Annotated in this window: 13 protein-coding genes and 1 pseudogene; 10 read left to right on the forward strand and 4 right to left on the reverse strand. The window is 69.6% G+C overall.

From position 1 onward, the window contains the following. Positions 1-580 precede the first annotated feature (580 nt). The 3 genes and pseudogenes from ACWC2T_RS23175 to ACWC2T_RS23185 all read left to right on the forward strand — a co-directional run. Positions 581-1,057, forward strand: a pseudogene (locus ACWC2T_RS23175) (replication initiator); the annotation flags it as partial. Between the two features lie 372 nt (positions 1,058-1,429). Beyond that, positions 1,430-3,388 carry a recombinase family protein gene (locus ACWC2T_RS23180; RefSeq protein WP_450672245.1) on the forward strand — a complete coding sequence of 653 codons (1,959 nt, stop codon included), beginning with the start codon at positions 1,430-1,432 and terminating at the stop codon, positions 3,386-3,388. After that, complete coding sequence (locus ACWC2T_RS23185) at positions 3,385-4,122, forward strand: ABC transporter permease (protein ID WP_450672246.1); 738 nt, start codon at positions 3,385-3,387, stop codon at positions 4,120-4,122. Before ACWC2T_RS23180 ends, ACWC2T_RS23185 begins: the two co-directional genes overlap by 4 nt. 93 nt (positions 4,123-4,215) lie before the next feature. Here the strand turns inward: ACWC2T_RS23185 and greA are convergent, their stop codons facing one another. Beyond that, positions 4,216-4,716 (reverse strand): transcription elongation factor GreA, encoded by a 501-nt coding sequence (gene greA, locus ACWC2T_RS23190; protein ID WP_450672247.1) that lies wholly within the window; start codon positions 4,714-4,716, stop codon positions 4,216-4,218. Between the two features lie 191 nt (positions 4,717-4,907). Beyond that, the gene (locus tag ACWC2T_RS23195) at positions 4,908-5,306 is read right to left on the reverse strand and encodes a DUF4307 domain-containing protein (RefSeq protein WP_450672248.1); all 399 of its coding nucleotides are present in this window, start codon (positions 5,304-5,306) and stop codon (positions 4,908-4,910) included. Between the two features lie 134 nt (positions 5,307-5,440). Here ACWC2T_RS23195 and mca point away from each other — a divergent pair, with 134 nt between their 5' ends. Continuing rightward, positions 5,441-6,301, forward strand: coding sequence for a mycothiol conjugate amidase Mca (gene mca, locus ACWC2T_RS23200; protein ID WP_450672355.1), 861 nt, complete (start codon positions 5,441-5,443; stop codon positions 6,299-6,301). Next, on the forward strand, positions 6,294-6,548 hold the full coding sequence (locus ACWC2T_RS23205) for a hypothetical protein (protein WP_450672249.1): 255 nt from the start codon (positions 6,294-6,296) through the stop codon (positions 6,546-6,548). Before mca ends, ACWC2T_RS23205 begins: the two co-directional genes overlap by 8 nt. 8 nt (positions 6,549-6,556) lie before the next feature. Here ACWC2T_RS23205 and ACWC2T_RS23210 read toward each other — a convergent pair whose 3' ends face one another. Next, positions 6,557-9,760: a tetratricopeptide repeat protein gene (locus tag ACWC2T_RS23210; protein WP_450672250.1), complete on the reverse strand. Its 3,204-nt coding sequence runs from the start codon at positions 9,758-9,760 to the stop codon at positions 6,557-6,559. A gap of 241 nt (positions 9,761-10,001) precedes the next feature. On the opposite strand from ACWC2T_RS23210, the gene ACWC2T_RS23215 reads away from it, so the two are divergent. From ACWC2T_RS23215 to ACWC2T_RS23235, 5 genes are all read left to right on the forward strand, one after another. Beyond that, positions 10,002-12,062, forward strand: coding sequence for a thioredoxin domain-containing protein (locus ACWC2T_RS23215; RefSeq protein WP_450672251.1), 2,061 nt, complete (start codon positions 10,002-10,004; stop codon positions 12,060-12,062). Between the two features lie 215 nt (positions 12,063-12,277). Further along, positions 12,278-13,546 carry a glycosyltransferase gene (locus ACWC2T_RS23220; protein ID WP_450672252.1) on the forward strand — a complete coding sequence of 423 codons (1,269 nt, stop codon included), beginning with the start codon at positions 12,278-12,280 and terminating at the stop codon, positions 13,544-13,546. Further along, positions 13,543-15,189 (forward strand): ArnT family glycosyltransferase, encoded by a 1,647-nt coding sequence (locus tag ACWC2T_RS23225; RefSeq protein WP_450672253.1) that lies wholly within the window; start codon positions 13,543-13,545, stop codon positions 15,187-15,189. The genes ACWC2T_RS23220 and ACWC2T_RS23225 overlap by 4 nt, the downstream gene beginning before the upstream one ends. Then, positions 15,186-16,355: a glycosyltransferase gene (locus ACWC2T_RS23230; RefSeq protein WP_450672254.1), complete on the forward strand. Its 1,170-nt coding sequence runs from the start codon at positions 15,186-15,188 to the stop codon at positions 16,353-16,355. The genes ACWC2T_RS23225 and ACWC2T_RS23230 overlap by 4 nt, the downstream gene beginning before the upstream one ends. Continuing rightward, entirely contained in the window at positions 16,352-18,757 is a 2,406-nt protein-coding gene (locus ACWC2T_RS23235) for a galactose oxidase-like domain-containing protein (RefSeq protein WP_450672255.1), read from the forward strand. Before ACWC2T_RS23230 ends, ACWC2T_RS23235 begins: the two co-directional genes overlap by 4 nt. Here ACWC2T_RS23235 and ACWC2T_RS23240 read toward each other — a convergent pair. Beyond that, complete coding sequence (locus tag ACWC2T_RS23240) at positions 18,754-19,476, reverse strand: Mut7-C RNAse domain-containing protein (protein ID WP_450672256.1); 723 nt, start codon at positions 19,474-19,476, stop codon at positions 18,754-18,756. The genes ACWC2T_RS23235 and ACWC2T_RS23240 overlap by 4 nt on opposite strands. Between the last annotated feature and the right edge of the window lie 7 nt (positions 19,477-19,483).

Consider the following 19,483-nt stretch of genomic DNA (forward strand, 5'->3'; position numbering starts at 1 on the left):
GCGAAAGGGCTCCCACTTCCTCGCCTTCCTCGGCCTGGCCGCCGCCCTGACCTGCTACAAGAAACTCGCGAAACTCGCCACGTGAGACAATCTCTAAGCTCGGAGATCTGGCATTTGCCAACGTCGTCGGCTGGAGCTGACACCAGCGTCTGACACCAACAGCAGCAAATGGCAGCGGTCAGTCAGGGATGGCGGCGGACTGCCGATCGAGGCCCGCGGCATGTGGATCGACCCCGAAGATGCTGCGTGATCGAGCTGATATGGAAGAGGCCGGACCGTGAACTCAGTGCCGGTGCCAGCAGTCGATGGCCGCGCTCCCGCCCTGCCTTGGCCATTGCGGGTCCGCTGGCCTTGAAGGTGCATTATTCCACTTTATGTTTCTCCCAGTATTCATCCATTCCCTCAAGGTTGGCGCCTCCGAGGTGATGAGCAGCATCTACTGCGAGGGAGCTGAAATGCTTCAAGATATTCTTAGGGAGGGATATTGAGCCAATGAAGATCCCGGAGTAAAGAACCACGCTGCGGCCGATTTCATTCAGGGAAATCAGTAGGCCGACCTCGTTATAGAGTCCACCAGCCATGGGTGGGCTGGGGCGTACAAGTCGACGTCCGGCCTCTGCACGTACACGGCGATGGCCCCGATGATGACGCGGTGGCCGCGTACGTGGCCAAGTACGTCACCAAAGGAGCGAGTGAGACAGGCGCTGGCGTAGACCACCCATTGACCGGCCGCGCAGAGATCGGGTTGGCACGCGTCAGCGAACATGTCCGCACCTTGATGCGTGCGTGTTGGCATCTCGGCGGCCTCTCCGAGTACGACGCCCTCCGCCTCAGGGCCTGGGCTCATACCCTCGGCTACCGGGGCCACATCCTCACCAAATCCCGGGCCTACTCCACTACTTACGCAGCGTTGCGTGCTGCCCGTGCTTCGCATAGCGCGGATGAGAGGGAGTTGGGAGAGAACACAGTCACAGAAGTTGCCTGGCACTACGTGGGCTCCGGCCACACCCCTGGTGCTGCTCAACTCGCCGCCGGAATCGCCGAAGACCTTAACTAAAACCGAGTGTTCGCCCGGGAAACCATGGCCGATCGAGGGTGGGACGAATGAGCTGCCCGAAGAAACGGAGACAGGCGCACCCCGGAGAAGTGGTTTCGCGATGGCGCGCTGTCGAGTGGGGGGAACATGAAGAGCAGCTTTTGGTCGATCTCTTGTTTGGTCGACTACCCAACAGACCCAAGAAGTCTGATGATTACCAAAATCGGCCTGTCGAGTAGCCGGTAAGACAGCTAACCTGAGTGAGCATCACATAGAGACCCCAGGGGGCGGGCACCCCCTGGGGCCAGGCCGGTCGTGGACCAGCCTGCCAGTCACGAAGGGACTGACATGGGGAAGGGTACCGTCATGCGCGGGCGCAGGACCGCTCGGGGCGTGATTCGGGTAGCCATCTACCTTCGAGTGTCGACAGCGAAGCAGATTGAGGGATACGGCCTCGACACTCAGGATAATCAATGCAAGGCATGGCTGAACTACAAGCTCGGTCCTGGCAAGTACAAGATTCACAGGATTTACGTCGATGGTGGAGAGTCGGGAAAGAAGGACTCTCGCCCCGAACTCGACGCGATGACCGAAGACATCGAAAAGGGTCTCATCGACCTCGTTGTCTTCGGCAAGCTGGACCGCATCGGGCGGACCATGGAGGACATCCACCTCTGGGTGTTCAACGCCACTAAGCACCACGGCATCAGGGTTGCCACGGCGGACGGCCGTCTGGACAGTGATGATGAACTGTTCGGCATCATGCTCAGCCTGCTGTCGTACATGGCAGAGCTGGAGCACACGCTGATCCTTGAGCGAACCATGGGTGGCCGGGATCAGAAGTTGGCGGCCGGCGGTTGGCCTCTCGGACAGCCTCCGTACGGCGTGACCCTCAGCGGCAAGAGAGGCAAGGCGATCCCTGTCCTCTGCGAGGACGAAGTGCAAGTGATCAACATTGCGACGAGTCTGCTCGTAGACCTCGGCTACTCACGTGACGAAGCTGCCGAGCACCTGAACAACCTTGGTTCTCGCACCCGCAAGGGCCTGCCGTGGACCGGTACCAACCTCGCCAAGCGCCTCAACTCCACAGCTCTCGACGGATACGTGGAGTTCCGCATCGAGCGCACCGCCGAAGACGATGAAGAGGAGACCTTCGAGGTCTTTCGGATCGAGGTGCCTCGACCGATCAGTGATCCGAAGCGGGTCGAAGCTCTGCGGAAGGCCCTCAACCGGCGCTCGTTCAAGAAGAAGCATCTGACTCACTACCTGCTCACCGGTCGCATGCACGCGCTGTGCGGCGGCTACTACACGGGTGGAAAGTCCGCCGACTCTCCCATCGGCTACTACCGGTGCATGGGCAAGCGGCTGGGGCTGGAGTGTGAGTGCGCGGAACTCCCTGCACCCGACGTCGAGAAGGCGGTCTGGGCCGAGATTGAGGCCCTACTCTCCGACGTGGGCAAGTTCAGGGCTCTTGCCTCGAAGTGGTTGGGGGCGATCCCGGCGCGCGCTGAGACGTACCGGAGGCGACTCGCTGAGCTGGACGCGCAGATCGAGAAGAAGCGGTCCAGCCGCAAGGGGCAGATCCTCGCGAAGCTCACCCAGCTCTTCGAAGACGAGCTTGGCGAGGGCGCCGGAGGTGAGATCGATGAGGACACCATCCGGGAAGTGAAGCAAGCCCTCCAAGCGAAGGAAGACGAGCTGACCGCTGAACGGGAGCGCTTGGCTCGCTGGCTCCGAGAAGCCGAAGAACAGCAGCACCGCGCCGACGAGATCATTGTCTTGGTGGAGGAGCAGGCAACCGAGATGGGCTCCTTCACGGCCGATCAGCGCCGGGACCTACTTGATCTTCTGGACATCCGCGTACAGATGACCGGCAAGGGACAGACGCGTCGGAAGGGGATCGCCGACCCCCTCACCGAGTGGCACAGGGAGACGGGCACGCTGGTGCCTCTCAAGGTCAGTGATCAGGAGTGGGAGACGGTTGACGCCGTCCTCCCGGACTCTCGCCAGAACTGGACACCGAAGCGTGAGATGTTCGAAGCGATCTTGTGGAAGCTTCGGACCGCTGCCCGATGGAACGAGGTGGAGGTCTCCGGGAACTCCTGGAGCGCCGTGCGACGGCGTGCGGAGGGCTGGCGCACCTCGGGTGCTTGGCAGGCTGCCATGGGCGCTCTGAAGGGCGCTGGCGGCGTCCCTGTCCCGCCGCTCTTGGTCCTGCCTCCCATGGAGGTCACGGGCAGTATCGATCCGAAGTTCGCGGCCCTGGAGCTGGAGGCGCTGGAGACCCACGAAGACGACGACGGGGCCTGCTGCAACCAGAACCACACCCACGCACACTCTTCCCCGAGATGATCATCTACGGGCTCATCCAGCCGATCATGTTCGTGGTGCTGTTCAGCTACGTCTTCGGCGGCTCCATGCAGATCGGCGGCTCGGCGAGCGCCGTGGACTACAAGAACTTCCTCATGGCAGGGATCTTCGCGCAGACCGTCACGTTCGCCACCGCGAGCTCCGGCGCAGGCATTGCCGACGACATGCACAAGGGGCTCATCGACCGCTTCCGCTCCCTGCCGATGGCACGCGGCGCCGTGCTGACCGGGCGCACCCTCGCCGATCTGGTGCAGACGGCCGTGACGCTGGTCGTGCTCGCCGTGGTCGCCCTGCTGGTCGGCTGGCGTGTCGGGTCCGACGGTGACACCAACGTCGGCAAGGTGCTCGCCGCCTTCGGCCTGCTGCTCCTGCTCGGCTATGCGTTCACCTGGATCGGCGCGCTGATCGGTATGTCCGTGCGCACCCCGGAGGCGGCCACGTCCAGCGGACTGATCTGGCTGTTCCCGGTGACGTTCATCTCCAACGCCTTCGTGGACCCCGGCCACATGACGCCGTGGCTGCGGCACATAGCCGAGTGGAACCCCTTCAGTGCAACCGCCCAGGCCTGCCGTGTGCTCTTCGCCAACCCTGGCCGGTCCACCTCGCACGCCTGGCCGATGGAGCACCCGGTCTGGGCCTCGCTGATCTACTCAGTCCTGATCATCCTCGTCTTCCGCACCCTCGCGGTCCGCAAGTACCGCTCGGCCACCGCCTGACGGCTCCGGGCACGGCTTCGGCATGACGCAGCCCCCGGTGTCGGGCGGGATCCGCCGGACGCCGGGGGCTGGAGGTCACATGGGGTGGGTGGATCAGCCCGAGTACGGCTCGGCCTTCAGGATCCGCACCGAGGCCTTCTTGCCGTTCGGCAGTTCGTACTCCGCGTCCTCGCCGACCTTGTGGCCGATGACGCCGGCGCCCAGCGGGGACTGCGGCGAGTACGTCTCGATGTCGGCGCTCGCGTACTCGCGGGAGGCGAGCAGGAACGTCATCGTGTCGTCCTCGTCACCGTCGAAGGCGATCGTGACGACCATGCCCGGCGCGACGGCACCGTCGGCGGAGACCGGGGCCTCGCCCACCTGGGCGTTCTCCAGAAGCTGGGTCAGCTGCCGCACACGCAGCTCCTGCTTGCCCTGCTCCTCCTTGGCCGCGTGGTACCCGCCGTTCTCACGCAGGTCGCCCTCCTCGCGCGCGGCCGCGATCTTGGCGGCGATCTCCGTGCGCGCAGGACCAGTAAGGTACTCAAGCTCGTCCTTGAGCTTGTTGTACGCCTCCTGGGTCAGCCAGGTGACGTTCTCGCTGGTCTGGGTCACAGGGTGCTCCTCGTCGGTACTGGGAATACAAAGCATCGCCCTACCCAGAAGAATGTTCCCTCTCGGGTGGGCGAAACCACGAGCCTAACAATTCAAGGCCGGAAGGGGGAGGACATAAGCCATCAGAATCACATCAACGCAGGTCAGCGTGTACGTATTCCGGGTGAAGCCGGGGAGTGTCCCGGCCCCGGTCAGCCGGTATGGCAGCCGAGCAGCTCGGCCGTGGTGCCCTTCGCCGTCGTACGCAGCGTGACGACCTGGTCGATACGCGTGGCCGACCCGGTGAAGCGGAAGTCGGCCCGGCCCACCTCGGAGCCGTCCGCCGCCTGGGAGCGCAGGGTGCAGTAGCCCGAGGTGCCGGAGTCCTTGCGGACCTCCAGGTGCACTTTCACCGCGTTGTCGGTGGCGTCGAAGGCGATCACCTGGGCGCTGATCCTGCTCTCCACCACATAGTGGTAGGCGAAGTAACCGACCAGTGCGAGCAGGGCCGCGCCGAGCACCGCACCGGCGACCTTGAGCTTGCGGTCGGCACGCTCGTCCGAGGAACGGCCGTAGCGCCCCTCGGGCAGCCGCGCGCTCGCCGTGCTCATGATCGTCCTCTCGGCAGAACCGGTCCCGGAATTATTCGCCCCCCGATTCCGTCACTATAGAAGCCGCCGATCGCGCCGAAGACACGGGGCGCCGACTGACCGAGGATTGAGTCTTGACTGACCAGCTGCGACTGATGGCCGTTCACGCGCACCCCGACGACGAGTCGAGCAAGGGCGCGGCCACCATGGCGAAGTACGTGTCCGAGGGGGTGGACGTGCTGGTGGTGACCTGCACCGGCGGAGAGCGCGGGTCCATCCTCAATCCGAAGCTCCAGGGCGACACGTACATCGAGGAGCACATCCACGAGGTACGCAAGAAGGAGATGGACGAGGCCCGGGAGATCCTCGGCGTGGGGCAGGAGTGGCTCGGCTTCGTCGACTCCGGCCTGCCCGAGGGCGACCCGCTGCCGCCGCTGCCCGAGGGCTGCTTCGCCCTGGAGGACGTCGACAAGGCGGCCGGTGAACTGGTCCGCCGGATCCGCTCCTTCCGCCCGCAGGTGATCACCACCTACGACGAGAACGGTGGCTACCCGCACCCCGACCACATCATGACCCACAAGATCTCCATGGTGGCGTTCGAGGGGGCGGCGGACGCCGAGAAGTACCCGGAGTCCGAGTTCGGCCCCGCCCACCAGCCGCTGAAGCTGTACTACAACCAGGGCTTCAACCGCCCCCGCACCGAGGCGCTGCACCACGCGATGCTCGCGCGCGGCCTGGAGTCGCCGTACGGGGAGTGGCTCAAGCGCTGGGACGAGATGCAGCGCACCGAGCGCACCCTGACCACGCACATTCCGTGCGCGGACTTCTTCGAGATCCGCGACAAGGCGCTGATCGCGCACGCCACGCAGATCGACCCCGACGGCGGCTGGTTCAAGGTGCCGATGGAGATCCAGAAGGAGGTCTGGCCGACGGAGGAGTACGAGCTGGCGAAGTCGCTCGTCGACACCTCCCTCCCCGAGGACGACCTCTTCGCGGGCATCCGGGACAATGCCTGACATGAGCGCAAGCGTGAGCCTGGCAGTGACGCATCTGGTCCCCCTCGCCAAGGAGGTGGACCAGAACAAGGTCACCCCCGGTGTCCTCGGCTTCATCGTCTTCGCGGTGATGGCCCTGGCGGTGTGGGGCCTGATGAAGTCGATGAGCAAGCACATGAACAAGGTCGACTTCAAGGAGCCCCCGGACCCCGAGGCCGAGCAGGCCGGGAAGGCCGAGAAGGCCGACTCCGCGGCCGAGCGGGGCTGACCCGGACCTCAGCGCTCCGCCGGCACCGCCACCCCCATCACCTCCCGGGCATGGCGGTCCGGAGTCATGCGCAGCCGCCAGGCCTGCCAGCCGTCCTCCAGACTGACCCCGCGCTCCAGCAGCAGGGCGTACGCCGGGACGTAGTCGGCCAGCTTCTCGTCCCGCAGCGGATGGCCGGCGCGGGCCAGCTGGGCCAGCTCCTCCTGGGCCACCGCCGTGCCCACCTCCGCCCCGCCGGGCGCCGCGTAGGGCAGCAGGGTGCAGCGCAGGAAGCGGGCCCAGTCCTCGCCGCGCCGGTCGCCGTAGGAGGCGAACAGCTCCAGCGCCTCGTCGCACAGGGCCAGCGCGGCCTGGGTGCGGGCGTTGCCCGCGTCGACCACCGCGAGCTCCAGGCAGGTCCACGCCTCGCCGTGGGCGACACCGATGCGCTGGAAGTCGGCCCGGGCGTCCATCAGGAGCTGCCGGGCGAAGCCGGAGTTGCGCAAGCCGCCGGTCTGCGCGGCCCGCTGGTCGCGGGTGACCCGCGCCGAGTGGTGCCGGGCGCAGGCCAGGCCGTAGCCGTCCCGCATCCGGGAGAACATCGTCCGGGACCGTTCCAGGTCGCGCACCGCGAGATCCAGGTCGCCGGTCTCCTCCAGCGCCTGGCCCAGGTAGTACAGCGTCCAGGCCTCGCCGCGCGCGTCCTCGTTCTCCCGGTGCCGGGCGGCGGCCTGCCGGAGGCCTTCCACGGCCGGTGAGGCGTCGCCCGCCACCAGACGGGCCCGGGCCAGCTGGGTCAGCGCCCAGGCCTCGCCGCGCGCGTCGTGCGTCCGGCCGTACCGCTGCAGGGCCGCCCGCAGCTCGGTCTCCGCACGCGGTACGTCTCCCATCCGCAGGGCCAGCTGGCCGAGCTGGAAGTGCGCCCAGGCCTCGCCGTGCACCGAACCGCCCTCGTGGTGCAGGACCAGTGAGCGGGTGAGCAGGTCCTGTGCCTCCGCGAGCCGGGCTCGGTCGCGCTGGACGGCGGCCAGGGCGTGCATCGTCCAGGCCCGGTCCGTGGCCAGCTCCGGCGCCGCCTGCAGATCCAGCGCCTCCTGCAGCCTGGCGGCGGCCTCGGTGAGGTTGCCCTGGTGGTGCAGGGTGATCCCGAGCGAGCACAGGGCGCGGGCCGCCCCCGCGTCATGGTGTGCCTCCCGGTACAGGTCCACCACCGAGGCCAGCGTGGTGCGCGCCTTGTCCAGCTCGCCCAGCTGCCGGGCCGCGATACCGGTGCGCCACTGCACCGAGCGCATCAGCAGCCCCTGGTCCACGGCCTCGGCCAGCTCGCTGATCTCCCCGAGCCGGTACAGGTCGCCGCGCAGCAGGCAGTAGTCGCACAGCGCGCCCAGCAGGTTCTGCACCGCCGACTCGTTCACGCCCTCGGCGTGGCGCAGGGTCGCGGTGATGAAGCTGGACTCGTCGTCCAGCCAGCGCAGCGCCTCGTCCAGCGAGGTGAAACCGTGCGGGCCGAACTGGTGCGAGCGCGTCGACACGTTCCCGTCGACCAGGCGCAGCACCGAGTCGGCCAGGTCGGCGTAGTTCACGATCAGCCGCTCCTGCGCCGCCGCGCGCTCGGCCGGGTCCTCCTCGTCCAGCAGCCGGGCCTGGGCGAAGGCACGCACCAGGTCGTGCAGCCGGTAGCGGCTGCCGCGCACATGGTCGATCAGGCCCGCCCGGGCCAGGGCGACGAGGTGGCGCATGGCCTCGGCCTCGTCCGTGGCGAGCAGCGCGGCGGCCGCCGCGGCGCCCAGCGAGGCCCGCCCCGCGAGCGCGAGCCTGCGCAGCAGCCGGCGCGCGGGCTCCGGCTGGTCGGTGTAGCGCAGCCACAGGGCCCGCTCCACCGGCTCCACCGGGCCGTACGCGCCCAGGTCCGTGGCCAGCTGCCGGGGCGAGCGCGGGCCGAGCGCGGAGCCGGCGATCCTCAGCGCCAGCGGCAGCCCGCCGGTGAGGTCCCGGATCCGGTCGGCGGACTCGGCGTCGTACGGACCCGTCGCGTCCTCGGCGACGGCGCTGAGCAGGTCCTCGGCACCCGCCGCGTCCAGCGGCTCGACCGGCAGATCGTGCACCCAGGCCGGCAGGTCCGCGGGCAGGTCCAGGGCGCTGCGGGCGGTGACCAGGACCAGGCTGTCGGAGCGCTCGGGCACCAGCGCCCGCACCTGCTCCGGGTCCGAGGCGTCGTCCAGCACGATCGTCACCGGCAGGCCGGACAGATGCTGGTGGTACAGCTCGCCGAGCCGCTTGACCTGCTGGTCCGGGGAGGAGCGCTCCCGGAACAGCAGTTGCTCGCGGGGCGCACCGAGCCGGTTGAGCAGGTGGAGCAGGGCGTCCCGCGTCGCCAGCGGCGCCTCTTCCCGTGTGCCGCCGCGCAGATCCACCACCACCGCGCCACGGAAGTGGTCCCGCAGCTCGTGCGCCGCGCGCACCGCGAGCGTGGTCCGGCCCGAGCCGGGCTCGCCGTGCAGCACGACCACCGTGGGCCGGGTCTCGGTGGCCGCCCGCGCGGCCTGCGCCCACTGCCGGATCCGCGCCAGCTCCGCCCGGCGCCCCGCGAACGGACCGTCCGCGACCGGCAGCTGCCCGAACGACTGCTCCAGCACCGTACGCCGACGGGCCGCCGCGCTCTTGTCCGCGCCGCGCAGCGTCGGGCCGCCCTTCTTCTTCGGGGCGGTGGAGGCGGTCAGCACCCGCTGCTGGTCGAGGAACGGGCGGATGCCGCGCACCTCGAGCGCGGTGAGCCACTGCAGCCGAAGCTGCTCGGGCCCACCGGGCTGGCCGGCCGCGCCCGCGCGGTGGTGCGCGGCGGGCAGATGGGCGCCGGCCACCTTCACCACGGAGGCGGCGGCACCGACCACGCCCGCGGTGACACCCGCGCCGACGGCCGGGCCGACGCCGGTGCCGAGGCAGAGGTCGGCCACGCCCGCGGCCACCGCGGCAGCCACCGCCACCAGCAGGGCGGTTCCGGCGCCCGCGCGGGCGTACCGCTGGCCGAAGGTCAGCCGGCCCGCCTCGGTCTCTTCTAGTGCGCGGACGTACGCTTCGTACTCCTCGCCGGCCGCCCCCGCCATCGCCTCCAGCGCACCGCGCGCCCGCGACAGCAGCAGCTGGCCGTCGATCCGCCCGCCCGAGCGCCGTACCTCCTCCTCGACGGCCCGTACCAGCAGCCGCTCGGCCTCCGCTCGATGGCCGTCCCGCATGTCCCGTCCCCCTCCGGTGCCAACTCCGTTGTCTACGAGTGTCCTTCGGGTGAGACGGGATGGCGAGGGGGTGACGATCAGCGGGTGCGGTGAGGATTTCGTGCCGACCGTCCGACGGGCGGCCGGCTTCGCAGCGGAGGACGGGTTCCGACCCCGCCACGATGACCACGCACGAGTGCGCCCGGTCCGCAAGGCCGAGCCGTCGCAGGACTGACCGGAACGTGTGGGGCAGGATGGAGGCATGCCGAACCGACTGGCCCACGAGACGTCCCCCTACCTCCTCCAGCACGCCGACAATCCGGTCGACTGGTGGCCCTGGTCGGCTCAGGCGTTCGACGAGGCGCGCAGGACGGACAAACCCGTCCTGCTGAGCGTCGGTTACAGCAGCTGTCACTGGTGCCACGTCATGGCGCACGAGTCCTTCGAGGACCAGGCCACCGCCGACTACCTCAACGAGCACTTCGTCAACATCAAGGTCGACCGCGAGGAACGCCCGGACGTGGACGCCGTCTACATGGAGGCCGTACAGGCCGCCACCGGGCAGGGCGGCTGGCCGATGACCGTCTTCCTCACCCCGGACGCCGCGCCCTTCTACTTCGGGACCTATTTCCCGCCCGCGCCCCGGCACGGCATGCCCTCCTTCCGGCAGGTGCTGGAGGGTGTGCAGCAGGCCTGGAGCACCCGTCGTGACGAGGTCGCGGAGGTCGCCGGGAAGATCGTCCGCGATCTCGCCCAGCGGGAGATCAGCCACCAGGGCGCCCAGCCGCCCGGTGAGCAGGAGCTCGCCCAGGCCCTCCTCGGGCTCACCCGCGAGTACGACCCGCAGCGCGGCGGATTCGGCGGGGCGCCGAAGTTTCCGCCGTCCATGGTGCTGGAGTTCCTGCTGCGGCACCACGCCAGGACCGGCGCCGAGGGCGCGCTGCAGATGGCGCAGGACACGTGTGAGCGGATGGCCCGCGGCGGGATCTACGACCAGCTCGGCGGCGGGTTCGCCCGCTACTCGGTCGACCGCGACTGGGTCGTGCCGCACTTCGAGAAGATGCTGTACGACAACGCGCTGCTGTGCCGTGTGTACGCCCACCTGTGGCGGGCCACCGGATCCGATCTCGCCCGGCGCGTCGCCCTGGAGACCGCCGACTTCCTCGTCCGCGAACTGCGCACGGACGAGGGCGGGTTCGCCTCCGCGCTCGACGCCGACAGCGACGACGGCACCGGGCGGCACGTCGAGGGCGCGTACTACGTGTGGACGCCCGAGCGGCTGCGCGCCGTCCTCGGCGACACAGACGGCGACCTCGCCGCCCGGTACTTCGGCGTGACCGACGAGGGCACCTTCGAGCACGGGCAGTCCGTCCTCCAACTCCCGCAGCAGGACACGGTCTTCGACGCCCAGAAGATCGCCTCCGTCAAGGAGCGCCTGCTCCAGGAGCGGCGGCGGCGCCCCGCACCCGGCCGGGACGACAAGGTCGTCGCCGCCTGGAACGGCCTCGCCGTCGCGGCGCTCGCCGAGACCGGCGCCTACTTCGGCCGGCCCGACCTGGTCGAGGCCGCCCTCGCCGCCGCCGACCTGCTCGTCCGGGTGCACCTGGACGAGCACGCCCGGCTCGCCCGCACCAGCAAGGACGGCCGCGTCGGCGCGAACGCCGGCGTGCTGGAGGACTACGCCGACGTCGCCGAGGGCTTCCTCGCGCTCGCGTCCGTGACCGGCGAGGGCGTCTGGCTGGACTTCGCCGGACTGCTCCTCGACCAGGTGCTCGCCCGCTTCACCGACCCCGCCTCCGGCGCGCTCTTCGACACCGCCGCCGACGCCGAGCGGCTGATCCGCCGGCCGCAGGACCCCACCGACAACGCCACCCCGTCCGGCTGGACCGCCGCGGCGGGCGCACTGCTGGGCTATGCCGCGCACACCGGGTCCGAGCCGCACCGGACCGCCGCCGAGCGGGCGCTGGGCGTCGTGAAGACCCTCGGGCCGCGCGTGCCCCGGTTCATCGGCTGGGGGCTCGCCGTCGCCGAGGCCCTCCTCGACGGGCCCAAGGAGGTCGCCGTCGTCGGACCGGGACCCGGAACCGGAGCCGTATCCGCCCTCGCGGACGAGAAGACGGCCGCCCTGCACCGTACGGCACTTCTGGGCACCGCCCCGGGTGCCGTCGTCGCCGTCGGGGCTGCGGACAGTGACGAGTTCCCGCTCCTCGCCGACCGGCCCCTGCAGCAGGGCGAACCGACCGCGTACGTCTGCCGTAACTTCACCTGTGACGCGCCGACGACCGATCCGGAACGGCTCCGTGCGTCCCTGAACAGCGCCTGAGCATCCGGAATCCCGGCGCGGGACGGTGTGAACTGTCCGAAAGGGAGCACGTGTTCGGATAGATCCCGCTACCCGCACCACCGTTCCGAAACAATCTATTTATCGGAAGAGCTCCCGCGCTTCACAGATCCCCCCTAGTCTCTCCACAGCGGGTTGACGGGTGGTCACTCACCGTTGCCTGCACAGGGGGTAATTGGGGATCTGGGGGGATCTTTTTGCTCACGTCTGTCTTCATCGCTGCCGTCTCGCTGGCCCTGTTCTGGATGGCGGCCTTCACCCTGTGGTGGCAGATGCACGCGTGGCGTACGCCCGAGGTGCTGGCCTCCACCCGGTTCGGCAGACCGGACGGCGACGAACACCTGTCGTTCTCACTGCTGCTGCCCGCCCGGCACGAGCAGGCGGTGCTGGACCACACCATCCAGCGGCTGCTGGAATCCACGCACACCGACTTCGAGATCATCGTGATCGTCGGACACGACGACCCGGAGACCACCGAGGTGGCCGAGAAGGCCGCCGCACGGGACGCGCGCGTCCGGGTCGTCGTCGACACCCACGAGAAGAAGAACAAGCCGAAGGCCATGAACACGGCGCTGCCGCACTGCCGCGGTGACGTCGTCGGGGTCTTCGACGCCGAGGACCAGGTCCACCCGGAACTGCTCGCCCACGTCGACCACGCCTTCCGGACGACGCAAGCGGACGTGGTCCAGGGCGGCGTACAACTCATCAACTTCCACTCCAGCTGGTACAGCCTGCGCAACTGCCTGGAGTACTTCTTCTGGTTCCGCTCCCGGCTGCACCTGCACGCGCAGAAGGGCTTCATCCCGCTCGGCGGCAACACCGTCTTCGTGCGGACCGGCGTCCTCAGGGAAGCGGACGGCTGGGACCCGAACTGCCTCGCCGAGGACTGCGACCTGGGCGTCCGGCTGTCGTCCGTCGGCAAGAAGGTCGTCGTCGCCTACGACTCCGACATGGTGACCAGGGAGGAGACCCCGGGTTCCCTCATGTCGCTGCTCAAGCAGCGCACCCGCTGGAACCAGGGCTTCCTGCAGGTGTACCGGAAGAAGGACTGGCGGCAACTCCCGGGATTCGGACAGCGGTTGCTCGCCCGGTACACCCTGATGACCCCGTTCATGCAGGCGTTCTCCGGCGTGATCATCCCGCTCAACGCGGCCGTCGCGCTCTTCCTCGATGTGCCCGTCGGGGTCGCCTTCCTCACCTTCCTGCCGCTCGTCACCGCCGCCGTCACCTTCGTCTTCGAGGTGGTCGGGCTGCACGACTTCGGCAAGCAGTACGGCCTGAAGGTCCGACTCGTCCACTACGTGAAGCTCATCGTGGGCGGGCCCTTCTACCAGGTCCTCCTCGCCGGAGCCGCGATCCGCGCCGTGTGGCGCGAGCAACGCGGCCGTAACGACTGGGAGTTGACCACGCACGTCGGCGCGCACCTCACCGCGGCCGAGCCCATCCGAGAGGACGTTCCTGCGTGACCTCCACACTTCCCGCGGTGACCGCAGCGAAGGTCCCCGCGCAGCGCCCACCTGTGCCGGAGGGCCGTTCGACCGGCCGGACAAACCCGCCGCCGCGACTCCGCTCCTCCCGCCCCGACCTGCTGCTCTGCGGCCTGCTGCTCACGGCGATCCTCGTCGTCCAGGGCTGGAACATCGCCGCCTACCCGACCCTCAGCGACGACGAGGGCACCTACCTCGCCCAGGCCTGGGCCGTCCAGCAGGGCCGGGGCCTCGCCCACTACACCTACTGGTACGACCACCCGCCGCTCGGCTGGATCCAGATAGCCCTGCTCAGCTGGATCCCCTCGGCGATCAGTCCCGGCTCGATGACCGTCGGCACCATGCGGCTCACCATGCTGCTCGTCAGCGGCATCAGCGCGGTCCTCGTCTACGTCCTCGGCCGCCGGCTGTCCCTGCCCCGCTGGGCCGCCGGACTCGGCATGGCCCTGTTCGGGCTCTCCCCGCTCGCGGTCGTCCTGAGCCGGGAGATCTTCCTCGACAACATCGCCGTGATGTGGCTGCTGCTGGCGTTCTGCCTCGCCGCCTCGCCCAGCCGCCACCTCTGGCACCACTTCGGCGCGGGCCTCGCCGCCGCCACGGGCGTGCTCACCAAGGAGACGATGCTCGTCGTCCTGCCCGCCCTGCTGGTCACCATGTGGCGGCACAGCCACCGCGACACCCGCAAGTTCGCCCTCACCGGAGCCGTCACCGCGTGCGTTCTGGCCGGCTTCTCCTACCCGCTGTTCGCCCTGCTCAAGGGCGAGCTGTTCCCGGGCGCCGGGCACGTCTCGCTGTGGGACGGCATCACCTACCAGATGTCCAGGCCTGGCTCGGGGTTCATCCTCGACGCGGGCTCCGGCTCCTACGGTGTCCTGCACTCCTGGCTGTACTACGACCGCGTCCTGCCCCTCGGCGGCCTCGCCGCGGCCCTGCTCCTGCTGCTCACCCGGCGCTGGTCGGTCACCGCCCGGGCCCTGGCCGGACCGGCCGCCACGGTCGCCGTGCTGGCCGCGGTGGCGCTGCGTCCGAGCGGCTATCTGCCCGCCATGTACGTCATCGGCGCGCTGCCCTTCCTCGCCCTGGTCCTCGCGGGCGCCACCGCCTCCGTCGCGCACGCGGTCACCGCCAGATGGCGCCGGCAGGACGAGAAGCGGTACGTCACCGGCGGCCGGTACGCGCTCGCCGCCGTCCTCGCCCTCGCCGCCGGCGCCTATGTCGTACCGCACTGGTACGACGGCGACCGCACCGCCGTCACCGCCGACGCCAACCGGCCCTACCGGCAGGCCTCCCACTGGCTCGGCACCGAGGTGGCGGACCCGGAGCACACCCGCGTGCTCGTCGACGACGCCCTCTGGCTGGACCTCGTGCACGCCGGATACCGTCCCGGGCTCGGCGCCATCTGGTTCTACAAGGCCGACCTCGACCCGGCCGTCACCAAGACCATGCCGCACGGCTGGCGGGACATCGACTACGTCGTCGCCTCACCGACCGTCCGCCGCGACGCCAGGAACCTGCCCAACGTCAGGGCCGCCATCCGGCACTCCACGCCGGTCGCCACGTTCGGCAGCGGGCCCGACCGCATCGAGATCCGTCAGGTCCAGACAGCGGGGGGCACCCGATGAGCGAGTACACGGCACCGGTTCCCGGTCTGGAAGCCACCGAGGTGCCCGAACCCGGCGCCGTCACCATCGTCGTACCGACCTTCAACGAGTCCGCGAACATCCGGCAGTTGCTGCACCGGATCACCGAGTCGGTGCCCGCGCGGCTGCCCTGCGAGGTCCTCTTCGTGGACGACTCCACCGACGACACCCCCGAGGTCGTCCGCGCGGCCGCCCGGGACTGCCCGTTCCCGGTGGCGGTCCTGCACCGCGAGGAACCCGTCGGCGGACTCGGCGGGGCGGTGGTCGAGGGACTGCGGGCGGCGACCTCGCAGTGGATCGTCGTCATGGACGGCGACTGCCAGCATCCGCCGTCCCTGATACCGGAGTTGGTGGCCACCGGCGAGCGGGCGAACGCCGGGCTGGTCGTCGCCTCCCGGTATATTGCCGGGGGCAGCCGGGCGGGTCTGGCCGGCGGCTACCGGGTGGCCGTCTCGCGCGGCGCGACCTGGCTGGCCAAGGCCCTCTTCCCGCGCAGACTGCGCGGCATCAGCGACCCGATGAGCGGCTTCTTCGCCATCCGCCGCAGCGCGGTCACGGCGGAGGCCTTGAGGCCCCTCGGCTACAAGATCCTCCTGGAACTGGCCGTACGCAGCCGCCCCCGGCAGGTCGCCGAGGTGCCGTTCGTCTTCCAGGACCGGTTCGCCGGCGAGTCCAAGTCCACCGCCCGGGAGGGCTTCCGCTTCCTGCGCCACCTGGCGGGCCTGCGCACCGCCTCCCCGGTGGCCCGCCTGGTCGGCTTCGGGCTGATCGGCGCGAGCGGGTTCGTACCGAACCTCGCCGGGCTCTGGGCGCTCACCGCCCTCGGCCTGAACTACGTGCCCGCCGAGATCCTCGCCAACCAGCTCGGGGTCGCCTGGAACTTCCTGCTCATCGAGCAGCTGCTGTTCCGCGACCGGCGCGCGCACCGCCGCTGGTGGGACCGGCTCGGCCGGTTCGCGCTGCTGGCCAACGCCGACCTGCTGCTGCGCATCCCGCTGATCGCCCTGCTCGTCGGGCGGTTCGGCATGGGCGCCCTGCCGGCCACCGCGCTCGCGCTGGTCATGACGTTCGCCCTGCGCTTCGCCGGCACCGAGGCGCTGGTCTACCTCCCCCGTCGCCGGGGGAGCCGAGCAAGGAGAGCCGTGTGAGCAGCAGATACCGCAGACGGACCGCGCTGTTCGGGGTGGGCGCCCTGACCGCCGGTCTGCTCCTGGCCTCGCCGCAGAGTGCCGAGGCCGCCAACCTGATCAAAAACCCCGGCTTCGAGACCGCCGGCAGCGACGACATGCCGTACTGCTGGGAGAAGTCGGGCTGGGGCGACAACGACTTCACCTTCGAGACGACCTCGGACGCGCACTCCGGGACCAGGGCCATGAAGGTCACGCTGACCCGCCGCGTCGACGGCGACCGCAAGGCCATGATCACGGAGTCCGTCGACTGCGCGCCGGCCGTCTCGGTGGGCAAGCAGTACGACCTCGGGCTCTGGTACAAGACCACGACGCCGGACGCCAACATCACCCTCTTCCGGCACGACACCACGGCCGGCTGGCAGTACTGGACCGACCTCAAGACCCTCGACATGGCGTCGGCCTGGACGCAGGCCACGGTCCGCACCCCGCAGATCCCGGCCGGCACCGACCGCATCACCTGGGGTGTCTCCGTCTACGGCACCGGTTCGGCGACCACCGACGACTACACCATGGACCAGGTCCCGGACCCGCTCCCGCCGGCCCAGTGCACGGGCACCACCGACCAGTGTGCGAACGGCAGTTGGCAGGTCCTGCCGACGCAGAACCCGGTCCGCTCCATGCACTCGGTCGTGCTGAACAACGGCAAGGTGCTGCTGATCGCCGGCTCCGGCAACAGTGAGGAGAACTTCAACGCGGGCACGTTCACGAGCGCGGTGTACGACCCGGCGAACGGCACGTACAAGGTGATCCCCACCCCGAAGGACATGTTCTGCGCGGGCCACGTCCAGCTGCAGGACGGGCGGGTGCTGGTGCTGAGCGGCAACAAGGCGTACCCGGTCGCGGGCGGGCACGGCTACGAGGGGTTCAAGGACTCGTACATCTTCGACCCGGCGACCGAGACCTACACCAGGACCAACGACCTCAACGACGGCCACTGGTACCCCTCGGCGACCGAACTCGGCAACGGTGACGTCATCTCCTTCGGCGGGCTGCGGGAGGACTCCACCGGCTCGGTGACCGCCGAGAAGTTCAGTTACGCGCAGAACCAGTGGCTGCCCATGTCCCAGGTCAACCAGACCTGGTCGTACTGGGGCCTGTACCCGGCGATGATCCTGATGCAGGACGGCCGCCTCTTCTACACGGGCAGCCATGTCTTCGGCAACAACATCCCCGGCACCGGCTCGGCGATCTACGACTACGACGCCAACACGATCACACAGATCCCGGGGCTGCAGAACAAGGACGAGCGCGACCAGTCGGCGTCCGTACTGCTGCCCCCGGCGCAGGACCAGCGGGTCCTCACCATCGGCGGCGGCAACATCGACTCCAACCCCGACGCGAACCGGCTCACCGACCTGATCGACCTCAAGCAGGCGAACCCGTCGTACGTCGCCGGGCCGCCGGTCCCGCAGGGCACGGTCGACCTCGGAGGCGGGCCCCAGCCGGAGACCGGCAACCAGGGCAAGATGTACGTCTCCGCGGTGCTGCTGCCCGACGGCAAGGTGCTGGAGACCGGCGGCGCCCTGCACAACCGCGCCAACCCGGTGTACGAGTCCTCGCTCTACGACCCGGCCACCAACGCCTTCGACCCGGTCGCGGCCGACCCCGAGTCCCGCGGTTACCACTCCTCGGCGTTCCTGCTGCCCGACGGCCGGGTGATGGCGACGGGCGACAACCCGGGCAACGGCAGCTGGAACCACAACGTGTCGATCTACACCCCGCCCTACCTCTACAAGGGCACCCGGCCGACGATCACCTCGGTGATCAACCAGGAGTGGAAGTACGGCGACACCCAGCGGATCACCGTCGACCGGCCCATCGCCAAGGCGGAGCTGATCCGCCCGGCGGCGGTCACGCACTCCTCCGACCCGAACCAGCGGTTCGTGGATCTCCCGCTGTCGGTGGACGGCGACAACGTGGACCTGAACGTCACGAACAACCCGAATATCGCCCCGCCAGGCTGGTACATGCTCTTCGCGGTCGACGCCAACGGGGTGCCTTCGGTGGCCCAGTGGGTGCACCTGACGGGCCCGGCGGCCCTCGGCGCCGCCTCCCCGCACATCCACGCCTTCGCCGACTCCCTGTCCGGCACGGTGTCGGGCCCCGGCAGGAAGAAGACCTCACAGCAGGTCAGCCCCACCCTCTCCGGCTGCGACCGGCACTACGGCTCGGTCAACGTGTGCGTGCCGACGGTGTTCCCGCCGGAGGTGAAGAGGACAACAGCCGCCCGCTGCACCTGGCTCCAGCAGAACCACTACGGCCGCCTGAAGGTCAACGGCGGTGACGACCCCCTGGGGCTGGACCGGAACCGGGACGGCATCGCCTGTGACAAGGGGGATGTGGCCAGGCGCCAGCGCTAGCCACGCTCTGCCAGGGCGCGCTCCACGATCGCCTCCAGCTGGTCGTGGTGGGCGCCCTTCCAGTAGGCGCGGCCGCATTCGGTGCACTGGGCGAAGACGTCGTAGGTGCGCTGGGTGCCGTGTTCGAGCTGGTCGGCGACCTCGGCCTTGGTGGCCTGTTTCAGCAGGCCGTTGCAGGCGGTGCAGCGGGTCCAGGGGTGCAGGGCGGGGGCGAAGCGGTCGAGGACGTCGTGGAGTTGGTCGTCGGGGCGGGTGCTGTAGACGAAGGCCCCGGCCCAGAGTTCGCGGCGGCGCAGCAGGCCCCGGTCGCGGCTGAGCATGACCCGCTTCTCGGCCGCCGAGCGGGTGGCGAGGGCCGCGTCGCCGATGTCCGTCGACTCGTACGCCGAGTCCACGCCGAGCAGCCGCAGCCGGCGGGCGAGCGTGCCGAGGTGGACGTCGAGGAGGAAGCGGAGGGGGGCGCCGGGGACCCGCTGGGGGCGGGTGACCGGGCGTACGTGCACCGCCTCGCCCGCCCGCGGGATGTGGGACGGCGGCACCTCGCGGCCGTCCACCACCAGCGCGCCGACCTCGGTCAGCGGGACGCCGAGGGACTCGATGACATGGCCGAGCGTCGAGACGCCGTCCGTGGCCAGGGGCGTGGCTCCGGCACGCCGGGCGTGCGGCACGAACAGATGCAGTGCGGAGGCGACTTCGACGTGGATCTCGGGTCGGTTCACCCCGTCA

The sequence above is a fragment of the Streptomyces sp. NPDC001393 genome, from assembly GCF_053597455.1.